This is a genomic window from Anaerocolumna chitinilytica (genome assembly GCF_014218355.1).
GTDB lineage: Bacteria > Bacillota > Clostridia > Lachnospirales > Lachnospiraceae > Anaerocolumna > Anaerocolumna chitinilytica.
In genome coordinates this window covers 4,674,551-4,693,818 of the sequence record NZ_AP023368.1, presented here as the reverse complement: position 1 = coordinate 4,693,818, position 19,268 = coordinate 4,674,551, and the positions used below count along the sequence as shown (strand labels likewise).

The following is a 19,268-nucleotide window of genomic DNA, read 5'->3' as shown; positions in this document are numbered from 1 at the left end:
GAGAAATTATGGAGATTCAAAAATGTATAAAAGCCTCATTTTCAGTTATCGGTAAAGAAGGTTCTACCAATGACGGTGACGGCTTTATCCAAAGATTATGGGAAGATGCCAATTCCCATTTTAATGAAGTAGCAGATTTGGCTAAAAAGGATGAAACGGGAAGTTTAGCAGGAATATGGGGTGCTATGTCAGACTTATCCCATTCCTTTAAACCCTGGGAAGATAATTTTTCAAAAGGACTCTACTTAGCAGGAGTTGAAGTTGCGGATGATGCCATTGCTCCTCAAGGTTGGGTTAAGTGGACTATTCCATCTTATGAATATATATATGTAAAAAATGAAAGCGAATCAACTTTTATGGAAGGTGTGAAATACCTAAAAGATAATAATATAGCTCTTGCTGGAGCTGTTCTCGACTTTATTTGTCCAGATACGAATCAGGGTTATCAATTTTTCCCGATACGCAGACTATAAGTTGATTATAAGTTAACATGTAATTCGTTCACTTATTTATAGGTACCTCCTAAAATAGCTACATATTGAGCAGAATCGGAAAAGAAATATGGAATCGTTGGATGTATCATATGATTACCACATAGAAAGAAGGTGCTAATCATAAGGAATTATGAGGTTGTTCTGGAGAGCCTTAAATATATTGAAAGCCACTTGGAAGAAAAGATACTGGTTGGTGATATAGCCGGTAAATTTGGATATTCTGAGTATTATTTTTCAAGAATGTTTTCGAAGTATATAGATATATCTGTTATGGAATATGTTAAAAGAAGAAGATTAATAAGCGCAGCGAAAGAAATTATGCATGGAAAGAAAGTAATAGATGCGGCGCTGAAGTATTCTTACGATAGCCACAGCGGATTTACAAAGGCTTTTAAGAAAGAATATGGATACACACCTTCCTTATTAAGTGCGATGAAAATGCAAATAGATGACTTAACAGGAGGTAGCTATATGAGTGAATTATTTATCAAACAGACGGATGAGCAGGAGGATAAGGACAAATTATTTGCGACTTTACTGAATTGTATTAGTTGTAATCAAAATAATGCCAACCTAGCTAATATTTGTAAAGCTTATGAAGTTTCAAAAAAAGCTTATGAAGGTATGCGAAGATATTCAGGAGATGAGTATATCACACATCCATTAAATGTAGCTATTATCCTCGCTGATATAGGAGCCGGCGAAAATGCTATTGTTGTAGGTCTTATGTGTGATATATTAGAAAAAACAAATGTCAGTAGGAAAGAACTGGAGAGTAATCTAACGGAGAAAATAGTTAATATAATAGTTGGCTTATCTGATTTTGATATTTCATGTGAATTTGAGAATGATGATATAGTATTGGTTAAGCTTGCCGAACGTCTCCATAATATGAGGACTCTTCGGTTCATGAATGAGGATAAATGGAAGTGCAAAGCAAAGGAGACAATAGAAATCTACCTGCCCTTAGCAAAAAAGCTTGGAAATAATGCTTTGACGGATGAATTAAATAATCTTGCTGTTGAATATGCTTAAAGAGGAGAGATGCTGCTTATATACTCGATTGAGCACTTGGGAAAAATGTTACAACTAGATGTGGATGTCCATAAAAAATATCTGGTAATAGTATCGTGAAAGGTATCTTGTCTAAAAAGACAAGGTATCTTTCTTTTTATGAATCAGCAGTTGACAGCAGGGAAATAATGGTGTAGAATAAGTAACAAGTGTTACGTAACGTATGATATATTATGAAAGGAAGTATTAACTTGCCACCCAAAATAAAGATTACAGATGAGGATATTCTTAATGCTGCAATTAATATGGTCAGGGAAAAGGGATTAGAAAGCCTGAATGCCCGTGACTTGGCAAAGGAAATCGGCTGCTCTGTACACCCTATATTTCGAGTGTTTCATTCAATGGAAAGACTGAAAGGGAATATCTATAAAGAAGTCGAACATATCTATAATGAACGAATGCTAAGAGCGGTGGAACATCAGGAAGATGGTTTTATCAGTGTTGGCCTTGCCTATATTGATTTTGCAAAAAACGAAAAAAATCTCTTTAAGTTATTATTTATGTCGGATGCATTTCAAGGACAGAGTTTAATGGATATTGTAGGTTCAACGGAAGGAGACGACGAAGTTATAGAAATGCTATGTCAAATGACCGGATTAGATATAAAACGGGCAAAGGAATTATATGCGGGAATTTGGCTTGTAACTCATGGAATTGCATCTATGTATGCCACGAATAACTGTCGTTTTAGTGATGAAGAAATCAAAAGGTTATTAAACAATTCATTTATGGGATTAATACTAAAATTAAAAAATGAGGAGAATTAAGCATATGAAAACATCTTATACACAGAGGCATCCATATATAACAGTCATCCTGCTGGGACTGCTGTGCACATTTATGACCGCCCTTGGTTCAGCAGTGTCACAGGCTTTTAGTTCGAATGCCGATATTCAATATCTTTTTATTACCGGGGCTTTGGTTGTTTCTGTAATGATAGGTCTTATAATTATGAAAAAATCCCGGTTTACACTTTCAAATTTCGGATTCCGTGCAAATGAAAAGGGTTCCTTTCGAAAAGTATGGTGGTATATTCCGTTAATTGTGGTAGAGATACTCCCGCTTGCCATTGTAGGTTTTAGTTCGGAAGTGACCGGACTTCAATATATTATATTATTGTTTTTTACCATTGCCGTCGGTTTTAATGAAGAAATTTATTTTAGAGGTCTGGCCTTTAAGTTTATGGAGGAAAAAGGAAGAAAACAGGCAGTTATCTGGACTTCTGTTGTCTTTGGAGTACTTCACCTTGTAAATGCTTTTAATAGTAAAACTGCATTATATGTTATACTACAGATGTTTTTTGCCTTCCTTGTAGGAATCGTACTGGCTGAAATTGTTAGTATTACGAAAAGTCTTTGGGCACTAATTATCTGGCATGCATCACATGATTACATATCTGGCATCACAGGTGACGCTCTTGACAAAACAGCTCTCGTTATTTTAGCTATCCAGGTTGCAATATTGCTGGTATTTGCTATAGCTATGTGGCAGAGAAAAAAAGAAGACAATGTAAAGGAAGCATTAGAACCAGCAGTGTGATTTTTATGATGAATAAACTATAATGACCAGGCAAAAGATGCAATTGATAGTACATATAATATTGCATAAATCTGGAAGAACTGATATAATGATTGAAACTGTAAATGGAAGGGAGTGTGTGTTTGTTAATTGCAATTTTTATGGGACTTAAATAATTTAAGCCTAACAGGTAGAACGGCTGCAACAGCCTTTATTTTAGTGCCTGTTTAAGACCATAAAGATGTGTAAAACAAACAGATTGCTCCTTATTATAACCTGTAAGACACTATTTTTGTGGTCTTACAGGTTTTTTTATTTCTAAAAACAATAATAAGGAGATATCATCGTGGAAAATAAATTAAATTTCGAGCTTTCCCGGATTAGAGACAATATGGATATGGTAGACAAATACATTGAATCATTGACAGGTGTTGTGGATGAATTCTGGGAAGAGCATATTTTAAATGGAGATTACTATTTGGTAATGACTAGTGAAGTAGCAGTTGGATTCTTTACGATATATGAAGAATGGGATAAGAAAAAGTATATCACCTCCTACTACCTGGATGATGCTTATATGAATTCCAGCAAAGAAATTCTGTTTAGAATAATTTCAGAGTTTCATATTGAGAAAGCCTATGTTGCTACCTGTGATGAAAGCTTTTTGTCAGTATGCCTGGATTTGAACAAAGGTTTTGAACTTCAGGCTTATTTCTTTGATGGAACAATAAAACGTGATGTCAGGGAAGCTGAATATGGAATGGAGTATATGAAAATAGTAACCGTGGAGGAAATGCCGGAAATCCGCCTTCTTACCGGAGATTTTTATGATAACGTAACCGATGACGATATTCTTTCAAAAAAATGCGAGCTATACCGGATTCTGCAGAATGAAGAAACCCTTGGCGTGGGTATAATGGTTCCTGGCAAGCTGCAGAAAGGCTACACTTCCTGTGGAGAGTTTGTACTGGAACAGCACAGACGAAAAGGAGTAGCAAGAAGCCTGCAGCTTAACATGGCTGATATTTGCCGGGATAGAGAAGATATACCTATTGGAGGCTGCTGGTATAAAAATATAAATAGCTATAAAACCTTCTATAGCTGCGGAAGGTATAGTAAGACCAGATTATTAAATATATCCTTCTGATATAAAGCTGCGTTTCTAGGATTATTTCTTAAATTCTACTTGACCTGGCCCAAAGGGCAAGGCTTATCCTTGGGTTAGAGATTAAAAAATCTTAAAACTGGTTAGTCGTGGAATGTGAGGTTGAAATGTTGAATTTAAGTGATTGTACCTGGAAACAAATAGCAGAGCTTGACAAAGCACGAAGTATATTATTTATAACTATGGCACCGATTGAAGAACACAGTCTTCATCTGCCTCTTGGAACAGATGTGTATGAAGGGGAATATTGGATTGCAGAAGCAGAAGGTATAATAAATCAAAAGAATCCAGAAGCTGTCTGCTGCAAACTTCCGGCATATCCCATTGCTGCCGCTGGAGTGAGAGGTTTTTATGGGTGTATTCACTTTGAACCTAAAACAGTTTATAAGGTTGCAGTGGAATTGCTGGAAAATATTGTTCAAATGGGATTTCAAAATATTATCATTGTAGCATCCCATGGAGACCCCATACATTTGATTGCTACAGAAAAAGCCTGCAAGAGGATAAACAGTAAATATAAGATATGTGCCATTTCACCTATGGGAGCTTTCTTTTCGGCAAAAGAACTTGGCATTGACTTGGGATTGCCCGATGAAATAAAAGAGATGGAAAGGTGTGCAGCAAATGATTTCCATGCCGGATGGATTGAGACTTCCTGTATGTTAGATATCAATAAAGCATCAGTGTCAGAGAGTTATAAAACCATACCCCCGATAGAAATCCATGAGAAAGACATGATGTTTTCAGGAAAACAATTAAGAGCCATGGGAGAGTATGGGCACTTGGGATATCCGGCTTTAGGGGATGAAAAAATCGGAAGGATGCTGAATTGTAACACCGCACAGTATTTGGCAACAGTTGCATCGAAGTTAATAAAAGGGGAAGATTGTTCAGGGTACATGTTTCATTCATTATATAAGATTCCCTTTATGCACACACCTTTCCTATGAGCTGGAATTTAAGGCAGCAGAATATGTTATCAGGAGAGAATACTTATGAATCAGGCAATCCAAATAGAAGGAGTATGGTATAAAATGTATTCAAGAGGTCAATTTGCGGTTATCGGAAAAGTAGGAAGAAAAGCACTTAGATTATATGAAGAAGCAGGCTTGTTAATACCGACATCAAAAAGGGAAGATAATGGATATAGCTATTATACAGCGGAGCAATTCGAAGAACTGCTCCGTATCAAGGAATATAGAAAGTTCGGATTTTCTCTCAAGGAGATAAAGCAGATAATAAACGGAGAAGTGAATGAAAAGACAGCGCTGACTGAAAGGGAAGTTCAATTGGAGCATGAAATACAGAATAGTATAAGTGTGAAGCTGCAGTTGGAGAAGTATGCCTCAGGGCAGCGAATGAATGCTCAGGAGGAATATGAGATTGGCAGAAAATTGTTTACTGAAAAAACCATATTGTTTCGTAAAGAGAATATAGAAGCAGAAGATCTTGGGGTCAGCGTAGGTAAACTATATGAAATTGCTGCTCAGAACGGTTTGATTGCAGTGGACTCTCATTATGTTAGATATGATAAGGTATTCGAAGGAAACGGAGAATTTTTTATGGAGACATGTCTACCGGTTGCGGATACACATATTCTGCAAGAGGAGTTTTTAAAGAAAGAAGAGCCGGCCTTTTGCATATATACAGTTCATAGAACAGGTTTCTCCACAATATGTAAGGCTCATCAGAAATTAAAGGAATATGCAGAAATGAATAACATTGAGCTTACAGGTAAAGTCTTTGAGGTATACAACCGTGATATGAGTGCGGAGATTTATTATGAGATTTGCACAGTGTAAGATTCTTCATTTTTAAAAAGATAAAATAAACCTGTCATAGGAGATAGTTTTATGGTAGAATTTTACTGATACCAATATAAACTAGTATACTATACCACTTAAAAGGGAGGAGTTCATGATGAAAAGAAGATTCGTAATATTTATGGCAGTTTTACTTATGCTCACCGGAATTGGCGCAAGTTTCAAAGAAGTGGAGGCAGCTGCCGCTTTAGAGGCTGATAGTACCATGACGACTATGAGTAAGCCGTCTTTTGACTATTATAAGTCAGGCAAAGTACAAAATAAAAAGAGCACACCGCTTAAACTAAAACTGGTAACGAGTAAAACCAATCAAATTACAGACGAAGATGAGTGGTTTCAGAAGAATAAACTTTCACTGGGAACCTATCAGGTGCCAAATTCTTTCAGTACTATTTCCGGGAATCTACCGGAAGGGATAGACGACACTTGGAATAGGTTAATGGCAACTTCTGCTTTTTATGATACCAAGTATATTTATTGCACCTATGGTTCGGATTTTTCGGAAGGATATATTTTAAACATTTATGATAAGAAAACATTAGAGCTGGTATACTCCTTGGATTTTTCCAATTATAAATATTCGCCGAAATATGTAAAAGCTGATTATGAGTTTATACAGCAAAAAATTAATTGGGCAACCATTAAGGACAATATTTTATATATTTCTCATAGCCACAATACCTATGCCAAAAGCTCGAATAATATGAATGCCTATATAACGGCAATTGATTTAAAAGATATGAGTATTATCTGGAGGACCAAAGCCCTGGTAAGCAATTGCAATAATTTTGTTATTGTTGATGGTGTTATCATCTCAGGTTATGGTTTTACGGATGAATCGGATTATCTGTATCAGGTTGATATCAACACCGGCAAGATCTTGAACAAGACATTGTTAAAATCTGCACCCTCTTATATTATCAAAAAGGGAAAATTCTTGTATGTACGTACTTATAATACAGATTATAAGTTCAGTATAAGCCGGTAAAGTTGTAAGTTAGACTCACTGGTAATTTTATGATAGACACTCTTCCAAATACTCTGTATAATAATTGATTGCTAGTATAAAGGAGGGTGAGTTCATGAAGAATGATTTAACAACCGGTAACCCGATGAAATTAATAATTGGTTTTACAATCCCAATTCTGATAGGAAATATTGTTCAGCAGCTCTATTATGTTATTGATTCCATTATTGTTGGAAATCTCCTGGGGGTGAATGCTCTGGCCGCTGTAGGGTCTACCGGTTCTCTGACCTTCTTAGTTATAGGCTGGATTATGGGAATGACAGGTGGATTTGCTATTATAGTTGCCCAGCGTTTCGGAGCGGAAGATATAAAAGGTGTAAAGCATTATGTAGCCATGTCATTCTACTTGTGTATCATTATGGCTTTTTTAATGACCATAGGACTTCTTTTGGCTAACCGATGGATTTTGACAATAATGAATACACCAAAGGAAATATTTCAGGATACCTATCATTTTATCAGGATTATCTACATAGGTATTACTGCAACAATTGCCTATAACATATTGGCCTCCGTACTTAGAGCTTTAGGGGACAGCAAAACTCCGCTTTACTTTTTATTGCTTTCTTCTGTTTTGAATGTGGCTCTGGATTATCTCTTTATCGCAGGGCTTTCTATGGGAGTAGAAGGCGCCGGAATCGCTACGGTTATTTCTCAGGCTTTTGCTTCTATCCTCTGTTTAATATATATGCTTAAAAAACACCCAATCCTTCGCCTGAAAAGGCAGGATGCTCATTTCTCTGGAAAAAGTGCCTTTAAGTTAACCGGAATGGGTCTACCCATGGGACTTCAGTTTTCTATAACAGCTATCGGCACAATGATGGTACAGGTAGCTTTAAATCACCTTGGAACAGTTTACATAGCAGCATTTACGGCTGCCAGCCGAATACAGAATATAATTACACAGCCTCTTCCGTCATTTGGTGCAAGTCTGGCTACCTATGTAGGCCAGAATACCGGAGCCAGGAAAATGGATAGGGTAAGGGCGGGAGTTCGCGCTACCTTTATAATATCTATCGTTTGCAGTGTTTTATCAATGGCGGCTGTACTCATCTTTGGAGATATACTGGTGAAGTTATTTGTGAATGGGGACAGTGCAGAGGTAGTTGAGAAAGCCAAGATATATTTTTATGCGGTAGCAGGCTTTTATATCCCTCTGGGACTAATCTTTGTTTACCGTAATTCACTGCAAGGCCTGGGGGATGGAATGCTTCCTATGCTTGGAGGAATCTTCGAGTTATTCGCAAGAGGCTTGGTAGTTATTCTCCTTGCAAAGCCCCTTGGGTATTTTGGAATCTGCCTTGCCAATCCGGTTGCCTGGGTATCAGCGTTAATACCGATTATTCCGGCATACTATTACAGAGTGAGGAAACTTAGCAGTAATATGCCTTAGAGTTTTTGAAATTTTGGCAAGCTTTGTTAATAGAACATCTGATTTCTCCAATTATTTATAACATGACATACAGTTGTCCAAACTATATGTTATAATATGGAAAAGGAGGGTAAACATGTTACTGGATATGAATAAATGTTTATTAGAATTTTCAGAGGAAAATGGAATTTCGCTGCAAGGTGTTCAATTTCCTCAGGTTTCTTTAGCTGCCGAGAATGTAGAGGTAATTATGATAAATGAAGTACCCCCGGAAAATCCATCGGATTATTTTTACAGCAAATCTGAGAATCCGGGTTATATGAAGACAGTACAGGCACTTTTTGCAGATGCGGGTATTACTGTTGGGAGTATTGAGGATATAATAGGCCGTGGAATTTATCTTACAACAGCAGTGAAATCCTCTAAATCCGGATATGCGGTGGATACTGCCAAAATTATAGAGCATCTGCCTATATTGGAATATGAGATAGGCCTGTTTCCCAATCTAAAGGTTATTATGCTTATGGGAGATGTGGCAAAGAAAGCTTTAAATTACATCGCAAAGAAAAATACGAAGAAGAACGTAATCCCATCTGAAAGCACCTATAAAATCCGCAGTAACGAATTTTTCTATCAAAATAAGCGTGTTTTTCCGTCCTATATTATGACTGGTGGAAACATACTTATTGAAAAGTCCAAGTGTCGTATGATCAGCGAAGATATAATTAGAATGGAAGAGTATCTGAAACAAAGCAGAGACAATAGGATTTTAAATATTAATAAATAAAGAAAAATTGAGATTATAAGTAAAACCTTCATCCTTCTATAAAAGAGATGGAGGTTTTACTTTTGCAGAAACAGCCTTTTTCTGCAAAGCATATTTGGAAATTATATGGTATACTTGATTTGAGGTGAAAGGGCTATTTTGCAACAGCCCCCCTGATTATACATGTGCAGCTTTCGTACACCTATGGGAATAGTTAGTGCGCAGATGGGAGAAGAAGATGGAATGGCTTGATAAAATAAATAGTGCTATTGATTATATGGAAGCACACATGGAGAAGAAAATGGATTACCAAAAGGCGGCTAAGATTGCCTGCTGCTCACTGTCCGGATTTCAGAGAATGTTTACCTTTGCCACAGATATAACATTATCTGAATATGTACGCTGCAGAAGAATGGCATTATCGGCCTATGATTTAATTCACGGAGATGAAAAGGTAGTTGAGGTGGCCTTAAAATACGGCTATGAGTCAGCAGCGGCATTTACCAGGGCTTTTCAGACTTTTCATGGTGTACCTCCGACTGCGGTAAGAAAGCTGGGAATCTACACGGAATATCCGCGTATAACATTAGAAATAAAGGTGAATGGAGGGAGTTTATGTATGAGTACGAAACCAATTGTACGCATTGAAGAACATGGCAATGAACGGCTTGCAGGCTTCTTTGTGAATTGTAAGGCACCGGAAGAAGCTGCCTGGAATATGCTCAGAAAATGGAGTACTAACCAGCTAAAGGACTATCCTGCCCGCAGATATATCGGTTGTGCGCCGAAAGGGCATCATCCCGAGGGAGAAGAGCATCAGACTGAGGAGGCGGACATCGTTCACGAATATTTGGCTTATGTATTTTTGTTCGAGGAGGAAGGAAGGGAGAATACTTTTAAAGGAGCAGAAGTCTGTGATGGTCCCAAAGGTCTGTTTCTGGTGGGAGATGTTGCTCTAAACGAATTCCGGGATGACGGCACCATTGATATTGGTGAGTCTATGATGAAGGCTTACGGAGTGATGTCGGAATTTTTAAAGGAGACCTCAGCCTATGAGTTTGATATGGGGACAAGGCCGTATTACGAGGAACATGTCTTTACAAAGGAATGGTTTGAAACAGGTGGAGAGATGGCAGGCTTTAAATTATGGCTCCCGATAAAAAAGCTTTCAGAATGCTGTTGAGCCTGAGATTTAATGAAATTAAGAGCATTCTGTTGACATTTGACAGCAAGAATATAATAATCTAATAGGTGATTACTTTCTGATATTCAGAAAGCACATCTGCCTTTTCGAAGGTTGGCCAATCCATAGGATATGGCCACTTTTGATGTAAGAGGCAGGAGGATTCCAGGGATTTGTTACATTCAAGCTCATACATGGGCTATAGGAATTATCCCATAAATTGTTTAGAAAAGAGAAGAAAAATGTATGTAATCAGTATAAGCCATAAAATCGCAACCGTTGAAATCAGAGAAAGATTCTCTTTTTCCAAAGAGGAACAGGAAGAATTCTTGCGGCTGGTCATGGACCAGGGACATTATGAAGAATGTGTGATACTTTCCACCTGTAATCGCTGCGAGGTATATTTTACACCTTCACCAGCTAATGCAGGCTTTGAGGCTGTTCAGGAGATGGAGAAGCTGCTGACGGAGTTCAAAAAGACAGAGCTTTCGCTGTTGCTTAAGTACTTTTTAGTATATAATGAAGAGAAAGCAATACAGCATTTGTTCTCCGTTACCTGTGGTATGGATTCTATGGTAATCGGCGAAGATGAGATTTTAGGACAGGTTAAGGATGCTTATACCAGGGCACTGAACTTAAAGGCTACAAAATATATGTTAAATACATTGTTCCAGGCTGCTATTACCTGTGCAAAGAGGATAAAAACAGATACCAGATTATCTAAGACCCCGGTATCCATTGGAACACTGGCGGCAAATGAAGTGTTTCGTTTTGGGGGAGATATAAAACGTGTACTAATTATCGGTATGACCGGAAAAATGGGGACAATCATTATGAAGAACCTGTATGGAAAAGAGAACATACAGATTACCGGAACATCACGCAATCATAATTCCATTGAGATTATTAACCGAGAGTATAGGAATCTCAGGATGATTGATTTTAAAGAAAGATATGAATACATAGACGAAGCTGACATCGTTATTAGCGCAACTACAAGTCCCCATTATACCATTACCTGTAAGGAACTCTCAGAAAGTATCAGGACCGGAAAAGAACGTCTTTTCCTTGACCTGTCCGTGCCCTTGGATATAGACCGGGAAATTACGAAGATAAATGGTGTCAACCTGCATGATATTGACTTCTATCAACAGATTTCCCGCCAAAATTTCGAACTAAAAGAACAGGAAACAATTCGCGCCGCTCAGATGATAGAAGAACATTTGGATAATGCGAAAAAAGAAGTAATATTTCATTCCTTTCTGCCTGACCTGCCGGATATAGGTAATGCAATGGAGAAGATACGGCCTGCTAATCTCATCTATGAGTTAAAAGACAGAGCCAATAGTGAGGAGTTATCTGTAATGCTGCAGCTGGTTAGAAAGTTATTATAATTTATACCCTTCAGGTTTTATGGAGTTTAACAATGAAAGACTGCCATTACCAATGAAAGCTGAGCTGCAATTAAAGTGATGGTAAAAAGACGGAGGTATCTATGGGTTATTTTCCATTGTTTGTTGATCTTAAAAATAAGAAATGCCTTATTGTGGGAGGCGGCAGAATAGCCTACCGTAAAATCCTGGCACTGCTTGATTTTGAAGCGGATATAACAGTAGTTGCTCCGTCAGTCATCAACGATATAGCAATACTCAAAGACCGTATTTACATTCAAATGGAGGAGTATAAAGAAAAAGACCTTGAAGGTGCCTTTTTAACCATAGCGGCAACCAATAATTCGGACCTGAATGGGAAGATAGCATCTGATTGCAGAACCAGAAATATATTGGTCAATACAGTAGATGAGATAGATCGATGCGATTTCTTATTTCCTGCTTATATAAAAAAAGGGAATATATCAATTGGGATAACTACCTCGGGACACAGCCCGCTAATGGCAGGATATCTAAAAAAGGAGATAAGTGAGAATCTGCCGGATTATTATGAACCTCTGATCGATACCCTTGGCAGCTGCCGGGAATATGTGAAGAATACCGTTCCAGAGGAAGATAAACGGGCGGATATTATGAAGGAACTAGTAAGAATAGGTCTGGAAAACAAAGGGTGTCTGACGGAGACAGATGTACAAGGGGTCATCTTGAAGATAGTTGAGGAAGGAAGTGGTAAGTAGGGTGAAGGAAACGATTCGTATAGGAACAAGAAAAAGCAAATTGGCAATGGTTCAGACAAATACAATTATCAATATGCTCTCAGAGATTGCACCGAATACAAAGTTTGAGATAATACCAATCAGTACCATAGGAGACGAGATCCTTGATAAACCTTTGGTTCAGTTTGGCGGAAAAGGAGTCTTTGTAGATGTCTTTGAAGAAGCATTGTTAAATGGAAAGATTGACTTGGCGGTGCATAGTGCAAAAGACATGACAATGGAACTTCCGAAAGGTCTTGGAATCCTTGGTATACCCAAACGTGAAGATCCAAGGGATGTCCTGGTGACTTATAACCGGCAGCTATCCAAGGAAAGCAGGGCAGTTATCGGAACCAGCAGCCTTAGGAGGCAATTTCAGATACAGCAGCATTACCAGGCAGAATGCTTTAGCCTAAGAGGAAATGTCCCTACCAGGCTGGAAAAATTAAAAAAAGGGGAGTACGATGGAATTATTCTGGCTGTGGCAGGGTTAAAACGGCTGGGGCTTATGGCAGAAGAGGACTTTAAGTACCGGATATTTTCCACGGAGGAATTTGTCCCGGCTGCCGGTCAGGGCATTCTCGCGGTAGAAGGCCGTCTTGAAGAGGAGTTGTCAGAACTTGTTTCAGGTATTAACGATAAGGAGACCGCAATCAGCTTAATGACCGAAAGAAGAGTACTAGAGAAGCTGAATGCAGGATGTCATGAAGCTATTGGTGTTTATTCGGAGATTAGTACCGGTATTCTTAAGATAGATGCCATATATAAAAGGGAAGATGGAATAATCAGGGTAAAGGAAGAGGCTCCCATAGAAGATTATTTGTCTGCTGCCGACAGGATAGCTGATAAGCTGCTTGAAAAGTAGCCGGGTAATAGTCAGACAATCAGATACTAAATTAAAAGCAGAATAACATTGCCTGAAGTATGGCAAAGGATGAGGTCTAGAATGGAGAAATACGGTAGAGTATACCTGGTAGGTGCAGGTCCTGGTGATGCAGAACTTCTTACCCTGAAAGGTAAAAGGCTTTTACAGTCTTGCGATGCAGTAATCTATGACCGTCTGGCATCAGAGAAGCTTTTAGAATATGTAAAAGCTGACTGTGATCGTATCTACGCCGGGAAGGTTGTCGGCAATCATGCATTAGGACAGGAAGAGATAAATCAGCTTATAATCGATAAAGCGCGTACCTGCGAAGTGGTGGTGCGTTTAAAAGGTGGTGATCCTTTTGTTTTTGGAAGAGGCGGGGAAGAAGTGCTGGCCCTACAGGAAGAAGGGATACCGTATGAAATAGTTCCGGGAGTGACCTCTGCTATAGCAGCAGCTGCCTACGCAGGGATTCCGGTTACCCATAGAGGAAGCAGTCAGAGCTTTACTGTAATCACAGGTCATACCGCAGAAGAAGAGGAAAACGTTCCGGATTCAATGGCAGATATGGCGAAGATTCCCGGAACTCTTATAATTCTAATGGGTATGGGTAATCTGGAGGGTATTACAGAGAAATTGATAAAAGGCGGAAAGCATCCGGATACGCCGGTTGCTGTAGTTTCCAATGGTACCACCCCCTGGCAAAGAGAGGTAAGAGGAAGTCTTGCCGATATCTGCAATAAGGTCAAAGAAGAAGGAATGAAGGCGCCTGCTATTATCATTATCGGCAGTGTGGCAGGACTTAATATGAAAGCTTCTATTTGTTATCCTTTATCAGGAGTCAGAATCGGTATAACAGGTACAAAAGACCTCAGAGAAAAACTGACGAAACAGCTGGAAGAACTGGGAGCAGAAACGATAACTGTTGGCGCTCTGGAATTGGCAGATTATTCGGAAAGCTCTGAATTTGACCAGGCCTTACAGTCTCTGGAACAGTATCACTGGATTGTTTTTACGAGCTCTAATGCAGTCAGACTATTCTTTCAGCGATTGAAGGAACTCACTATTGATCATAGAAAACTATCACATATACGTTTTGCTGCAGTTGGCAGCGGGACAGCCAAAGTCCTGCTGGAATACGGCTTTTACGCTGATTTGGTACCAGGAGAATACTCAGCCATTAAACTGGCACAGGAACTTGTGAATGCAGTAACACCAATGGAAAAACTTTTGATTCCCAGAGCAGTACAAGGTTCAGAAGAGTTAATAAAAACATTACAGGAAAAGAATATCTCTTACGATGATATTAAAATATATGATGTGTTAAACAATCCGAATTTAACAGAGCTGTCACAATCACAAGTGAAACAATTGGATTATCTGGTGTTTACCAGTTCTTCAGGGGTTCATGGCTTCTTTCAAAGCAGCGATAAAAGGGAACTCCTGAAAGATACAAAAATTGTCTCTATAGGTGACGCTACCAAAAAGACATTAAACGAGTATGGCTATAACATAATTCTTACTGCCAGAGAAGCAAGTGTAAATGGAATAGTAGAATGCATTACAGAAGACGACAGGAATTTCAGAGGGGGAAACAGATGAAGCGTTTAAGAAAACTTAGAACAAATGAAACCATGAGAAAGCTGGTCAGGGAGACGAAGCTCCAGATTTCAGAGCTGGTTTATCCTATATTTGTTATAGAAGGTGAAAATATTAAGAATCCCATACCATCCATGCCGGGTATCCATCAATACTCTATTGACCGATTAGAGGAAGAGCTGGAGAGAATTACGGAAAGAGGAATAGGAAGTATCCTCATTTTTGGCATACCGGAACATAAAGATGAGGTGGGAAGCGGTGCCTATCAGGAGGATGGCATTACACAGAGAGCCATCCGATTTATAAAGGAAAATTACCCAAAGCTCCTGGTAATAGCAGATGTATGCCTCTGTGAGTACACTTCTCATGGGCATTGCGGCCTTGTGAGAAACGGTAAGATCTTAAATGACGAGACCTTGCCCTTATTAGCACAGGCATCCGTTAGTTTAGCAAGGGCCGGCGCTGATATTATTGCTCCTTCTGATATGATGGATGGAAGAATACAAGCAATTCGGGAAGCGTTGGATGCTAATGGCTTTATTGATATTGTAATTATGGCATATAGTGCAAAGTATTCCTCTGCTTATTACTCACCTTTTCGAGAAGCTGCTCATTCTGCACCCGGTTTTGGAGACCGGAAGACATACCAGATGGATTATGCCAATGGCAGAGAAGCTATTCTTGAGGTTGAGGCTGATTTAGAAGAAGGGGCAGATATGGTTATGGTAAAGCCTGCTCTGGCTTATTTGGATGTCATTAAAGAAGTATCGCAAACCTTTGACAGTCCGGTAGCAGCTTATAATGTCAGCGGAGAGTATTCCATGGTGAAGGCAGCTGCGGCGAATGGTTGGATTGATGAAAAGAAAATCGTCCTGGAAAATCTTACTGCGATCAAAAGAGCCGGAGCCAGAATTATTATAACTTACCATGCTCTGGATGTTGCCGGGTGGCTAAAGGAGGAAGAACTATGAATACAGGGAGGTCGGAGGAGCTTTATAGGAGAGCTGTAGAACATATACCAGGGGGAGTAAATAGCCCGGTTAGGGCTTTTCGGTCAGTAGGAAGAACCCCTTTATTTATTGACAGGGCAAAAGGCTCCAGAATCTATGATGCCGATGGAAATGAATTCATAGATTATGTCAGTTCCTGGGGACCGGCAATTCTTGGTCATGCAAGGGAAGAAGTAACGGAAGCAGTAATCAAAGCCTGTGAAAAAGGACTTACCTACGGAGCTCCTACAGAAAAGGAAATCATCCTGGCAGAAATCATTTCTGAGATGATGCCTTCCATGGAAATGACCCGTCTGTTAAGTTCCGGAACGGAAGCGGTTATGAGTGCTATCCGGGTCGCAAGGGGATTTACCGGAAGGGATATGATTATAAAGTTTCGAGGTTGTTATCATGGACACAGTGATGGTCTGTTAGTAAAGGCCGGCTCTGCGGCCCTTACAACAGCCGTTCCGGATAGTGCCGGAGTACCTGCTGGATTTACTCAGACTACATTAGTAGCAGAATACAATGATGCGACATCTGTAGAAAATCTCTTTGCCCAATATGGAGCGCAGATTGCCGCCGTTATTGTGGAACCCGTAGCTGCCAATATGGGGGTAGTCCTTCCAAAGGATGGCTTTCTGCCATTTCTTCGAAAGATTACAAGAGACAACGGAGCATTATTGATTTTTGATGAGGTCATTACCGGTTTTCGGCTTCTACCGGGAGGAGCCTCGGAATATTTTCAGATTAGCCCGGATCTTATAACCCTGGGTAAGATTATAGGCGGTGGAATGCCGATCGGAGCTTACGGGGGAAGACGGGATATTATGGAGAAGGTATCTCCTTTGGGTAATGTCTATCAGGCAGGTACTTTATCAGGTAACCCTGTTGCCACCACCGCCGGAATCACTACCCTGAATATATTAAGAAACAGCCCCGGGATTTATGAAGAATTAGAACAAAAAGCGAAGCAACTGGCCAACACGCTTCGCCAGGTATCAAAGGGAAGGGTGTGGGTAAACCAGATAGGCTCTCTTTTAAGTCCTTTCTTTACCGGTATACCGGTGACCACCTATGATGATGTAATGACCTCTGATACTAGAGAGTATGCCTCCTACTTTAATTATCTTCTGGAACGCGGCATTTATATTGCCCCGGCACAGTTTGAGGCAATGTTTATTTCGGATGCCCATAGTGAAGAAGATATATCCATGACCTGTAAGGTTATAGAAGAATATTTCAACAGGTAAAAATAAAATAAATCGCCATAAAAAATATGAGATATTTTCTGATAAAACTTTTCAAAAAAATTACATAAAATTGGTAAATATTTTTGAAGAAATGATATAATAGGGTTGTATTAATAAATCATAAAATTCAAAGATTTTACATTCACGGAAGGAGTTATTATGAAATTATCAAAAAGACTAAAAAATGTAGTGGTTTCTTTCCTTGCTGTTGCCTTGCTGGTGGTTACGCCAGTTATTCCGGCAGACAGGGCACTGGCGGCTGAATCATCTTCACCGGCAGATAGTGTAACAAGCAGTGATATTGTTATTTTATATGATAATGACGTTCACTGTGCCGTAGATGGATATGCAAGTCTTGCGGCTTTGAAAGGTGATTTACAAGAAAAAACAAAATATGTTTCTCTAGTTTCTGATGGAGACTTTATTCAGGGTGGAACTATCGGAGCGATATCAAAAGGTCAGAACATTATTGATATCATGAATAAGGTTGGTTATGATGTGGTTACACTTGGAAATCACGAGTTCGACTATCAGCTAGACCAGTTAAAGGTGCTGACAGATGAGTTAAAGAGTGATGTAGTAAGCTGTAATTTCAAGAATATGAAAACAGGAAAGAGCGTTTATAAGAATTATGTCATCAAGCAATATGGTAAAACGAAAGTTGCCTATGTAGGAATTACGACGCCCGAATCTATAACCAAATCCACTCCCGCATATTTTCAGGATGCAAATGGAAATTATGTCTATGGTTTTTGCAGTGATCAAACCGGTAAGGCCCTTTACAATCGTGTTCAAAAGGCGGTTAATGACGCAAGAAAAGCCGGTGCTGACTATGTGGTAGCCCTTGCTCACCTTGGTACAGATGGTATTACAGATCGTTGGACTTCTACAAGTGTTATTAAGAATACCACAGGAATTGATGTAATGCTAGATGGCCATTCTCATAGTACTTTTGCAGAGAATACAGTAAAAAATAAGAGTGGAAAAAATGTCCTGGTTTCATCAACAGGAACGAAGTTTGAAAATATTGGTAAGCTGGTTATCAATAAAAATGGAAAAATTGCAACGAATCTGGTATCTCTGAAAGATTATACCAAGACAGATTCCGGAGTAAGCGAATACATAGCATCTATAAAAAAGAGTTACGAGGCAGAGCTTTCCAAGGTTATTGGTAAGACTGCAGTGAATCTGACTACTTTAAATGCTTCTACCGGTAAACGTGCTGTCCGTAATGCGGAGACTAATCTCGGAGATTTCTGCGCTGATGCCCTTCGTACTGTTTTGGATGCTGACGCAGCTATTATGAATGGCGGTGGAATCCGCGCTGATATTGCTATGGGGGATATAACTTATAACAGTCTCCTCTCCGTATTCCCTTGGGGAAATATGGGCTGTGTTCTCCAGGTAACCGGCCAGCAGATTAAAGACGCCCTTGAACTAGGCGCTAAGAATTACCCTGAAGAAAGCGGCGGCTTTTTACAGGTATCAGGTATTACATATGAAATCAATACTTCTGTTCCTTCTTCCGTTGTATTGGATGCCAGCGGAATGTTCCAAAGTGTAGGAGGAGCATATCGGGTAGAGAATATAAAGATTTTAAACAGTAAAACAGGAAATTACGAAGCCTTGGATCTTACAAAGGAGTATAAACTGGCTGGTATTAACTACACCTTAAAGAGCAGTGGTGACGGATATACCATGTTTAAAAATGCAAAAGTTCTTAAGGACGATATCGCAGTGGACTACGACATTCTTTCAAACTATCTTACAAATAATCTCAAAGGAACAGTGGGTTCAGAATATGCGAATCCTCAAGGACAGGGAAGAATTGTAATAAAATAATGAATTCAATAAGAACTTGCAGGTAAAATACCAGTAGAAGAGGCGATCCCCCGGCTGTCATGGCCAGGGATAGCCTCTTTTTTCGAAATGTGACTTTGTCACAGAGAGAAATATGAAAAAAGCTATAATAAAACTATCAATTACATTGCATA

The 19,268-nt window shown here is 39.2% G+C and carries 18 protein-coding genes; all 18 read left to right on the top strand.

What is annotated here, in order from left to right; genetic code table 11:
• Nucleotides 1-8: 8 nt before the first annotated feature.
• Entirely contained in the window at nt 9-473 is a 465-nt protein-coding gene (locus bsdcttw_RS20435; protein WP_185256644.1) for a GyrI-like domain-containing protein, read from the top strand.
• Between the two features lie 192 nt (nt 474-665).
• Nucleotides 666-1,529 carry a helix-turn-helix transcriptional regulator gene (locus bsdcttw_RS20430; protein ID WP_207726441.1) on the top strand — a complete coding sequence of 288 codons (864 nt, stop codon included), beginning with the start codon at nt 666-668 and terminating at the stop codon, nt 1,527-1,529.
• Nucleotides 1,530-1,759: 230 nt separating this feature from the next.
• Nucleotides 1,760-2,335: a TetR/AcrR family transcriptional regulator gene (locus bsdcttw_RS20425; protein ID WP_185256642.1), complete on the top strand. Its 576-nt coding sequence runs from the start codon at nt 1,760-1,762 to the stop codon at nt 2,333-2,335.
• Between the two features lie 4 nt (nt 2,336-2,339).
• On the top strand, nt 2,340-3,107 hold the full coding sequence (locus bsdcttw_RS20420; protein WP_185256641.1) for a CPBP family intramembrane glutamic endopeptidase: 768 nt from the start codon (nt 2,340-2,342) through the stop codon (nt 3,105-3,107).
• Between the two features lie 325 nt (nt 3,108-3,432).
• Nucleotides 3,433-4,233, top strand: a complete 801-nt coding sequence (locus tag bsdcttw_RS20415; RefSeq protein ID WP_185256640.1) for a hypothetical protein — start codon at nt 3,433-3,435, stop codon at nt 4,231-4,233.
• A gap of 125 nt (nt 4,234-4,358) precedes the next feature.
• On the top strand, nt 4,359-5,201 hold the full coding sequence (locus bsdcttw_RS20410; RefSeq protein ID WP_185256639.1) for a creatininase family protein: 843 nt from the start codon (nt 4,359-4,361) through the stop codon (nt 5,199-5,201).
• Between the two features lie 45 nt (nt 5,202-5,246).
• Nucleotides 5,247-6,053, top strand: coding sequence for a MerR family transcriptional regulator (locus bsdcttw_RS20405; protein ID WP_185256638.1), 807 nt, complete (start codon nt 5,247-5,249; stop codon nt 6,051-6,053).
• Nucleotides 6,054-6,168: 115 nt separating this feature from the next.
• Entirely contained in the window at nt 6,169-7,062 is an 894-nt protein-coding gene (locus tag bsdcttw_RS20400) for a PQQ-binding-like beta-propeller repeat protein (protein WP_185256637.1), read from the top strand.
• 94 nt (nt 7,063-7,156) lie between these two features.
• The gene (locus tag bsdcttw_RS20395) at nt 7,157-8,494 is read left to right on the top strand and encodes an MATE family efflux transporter (protein WP_185256636.1); all 1,338 of its coding nucleotides are present in this window, start codon (nt 7,157-7,159) and stop codon (nt 8,492-8,494) included.
• Between the two features lie 115 nt (nt 8,495-8,609).
• Nucleotides 8,610-9,260 (top strand): uracil-DNA glycosylase family protein, encoded by a 651-nt coding sequence (locus tag bsdcttw_RS20390; protein WP_225903719.1) that lies wholly within the window; start codon nt 8,610-8,612, stop codon nt 9,258-9,260.
• Nucleotides 9,261-9,477: 217 nt separating this feature from the next.
• Entirely contained in the window at nt 9,478-10,422 is a 945-nt protein-coding gene (locus bsdcttw_RS20385; RefSeq protein WP_185256635.1) for a helix-turn-helix domain-containing protein, read from the top strand.
• 242 nt (nt 10,423-10,664) lie between these two features.
• Nucleotides 10,665-11,816, top strand: coding sequence for a glutamyl-tRNA reductase (gene hemA, locus bsdcttw_RS20380; RefSeq protein WP_185256634.1), 1,152 nt, complete (start codon nt 10,665-10,667; stop codon nt 11,814-11,816).
• Nucleotides 11,817-11,917: 101 nt separating this feature from the next.
• Nucleotides 11,918-12,550 (top strand): precorrin-2 dehydrogenase/sirohydrochlorin ferrochelatase family protein, encoded by a 633-nt coding sequence (locus bsdcttw_RS20375; protein WP_185256633.1) that lies wholly within the window; start codon nt 11,918-11,920, stop codon nt 12,548-12,550.
• Between the two features lies 1 nt (nt 12,551).
• A complete protein-coding gene (gene hemC, locus bsdcttw_RS20370) occupies nt 12,552-13,433 on the top strand; it encodes a hydroxymethylbilane synthase (RefSeq protein WP_185256632.1) in 882 nt (293 codons plus the stop codon).
• 81 nt (nt 13,434-13,514) lie between these two features.
• Complete coding sequence (cobA, locus tag bsdcttw_RS20365) at nt 13,515-15,035, top strand: uroporphyrinogen-III C-methyltransferase (RefSeq protein ID WP_185256631.1); 1,521 nt, start codon at nt 13,515-13,517, stop codon at nt 15,033-15,035.
• Nucleotides 15,032-16,003, top strand: coding sequence for a porphobilinogen synthase (gene hemB / locus bsdcttw_RS20360; protein ID WP_185256630.1), 972 nt, complete (start codon nt 15,032-15,034; stop codon nt 16,001-16,003). Before cobA ends, hemB begins: the two co-directional genes overlap by 4 nt.
• The gene (hemL, locus tag bsdcttw_RS20355) at nt 16,000-17,274 is read left to right on the top strand and encodes a glutamate-1-semialdehyde 2,1-aminomutase (protein WP_185256629.1); all 1,275 of its coding nucleotides are present in this window, start codon (nt 16,000-16,002) and stop codon (nt 17,272-17,274) included. Before hemB ends, hemL begins: the two co-directional genes overlap by 4 nt.
• A 159-nt stretch (nt 17,275-17,433) precedes the next feature.
• The gene (locus tag bsdcttw_RS20350; protein WP_185256628.1) at nt 17,434-19,116 is read left to right on the top strand and encodes a bifunctional metallophosphatase/5'-nucleotidase; all 1,683 of its coding nucleotides are present in this window, start codon (nt 17,434-17,436) and stop codon (nt 19,114-19,116) included.
• Nucleotides 19,117-19,268 lie beyond the last annotated feature (152 nt).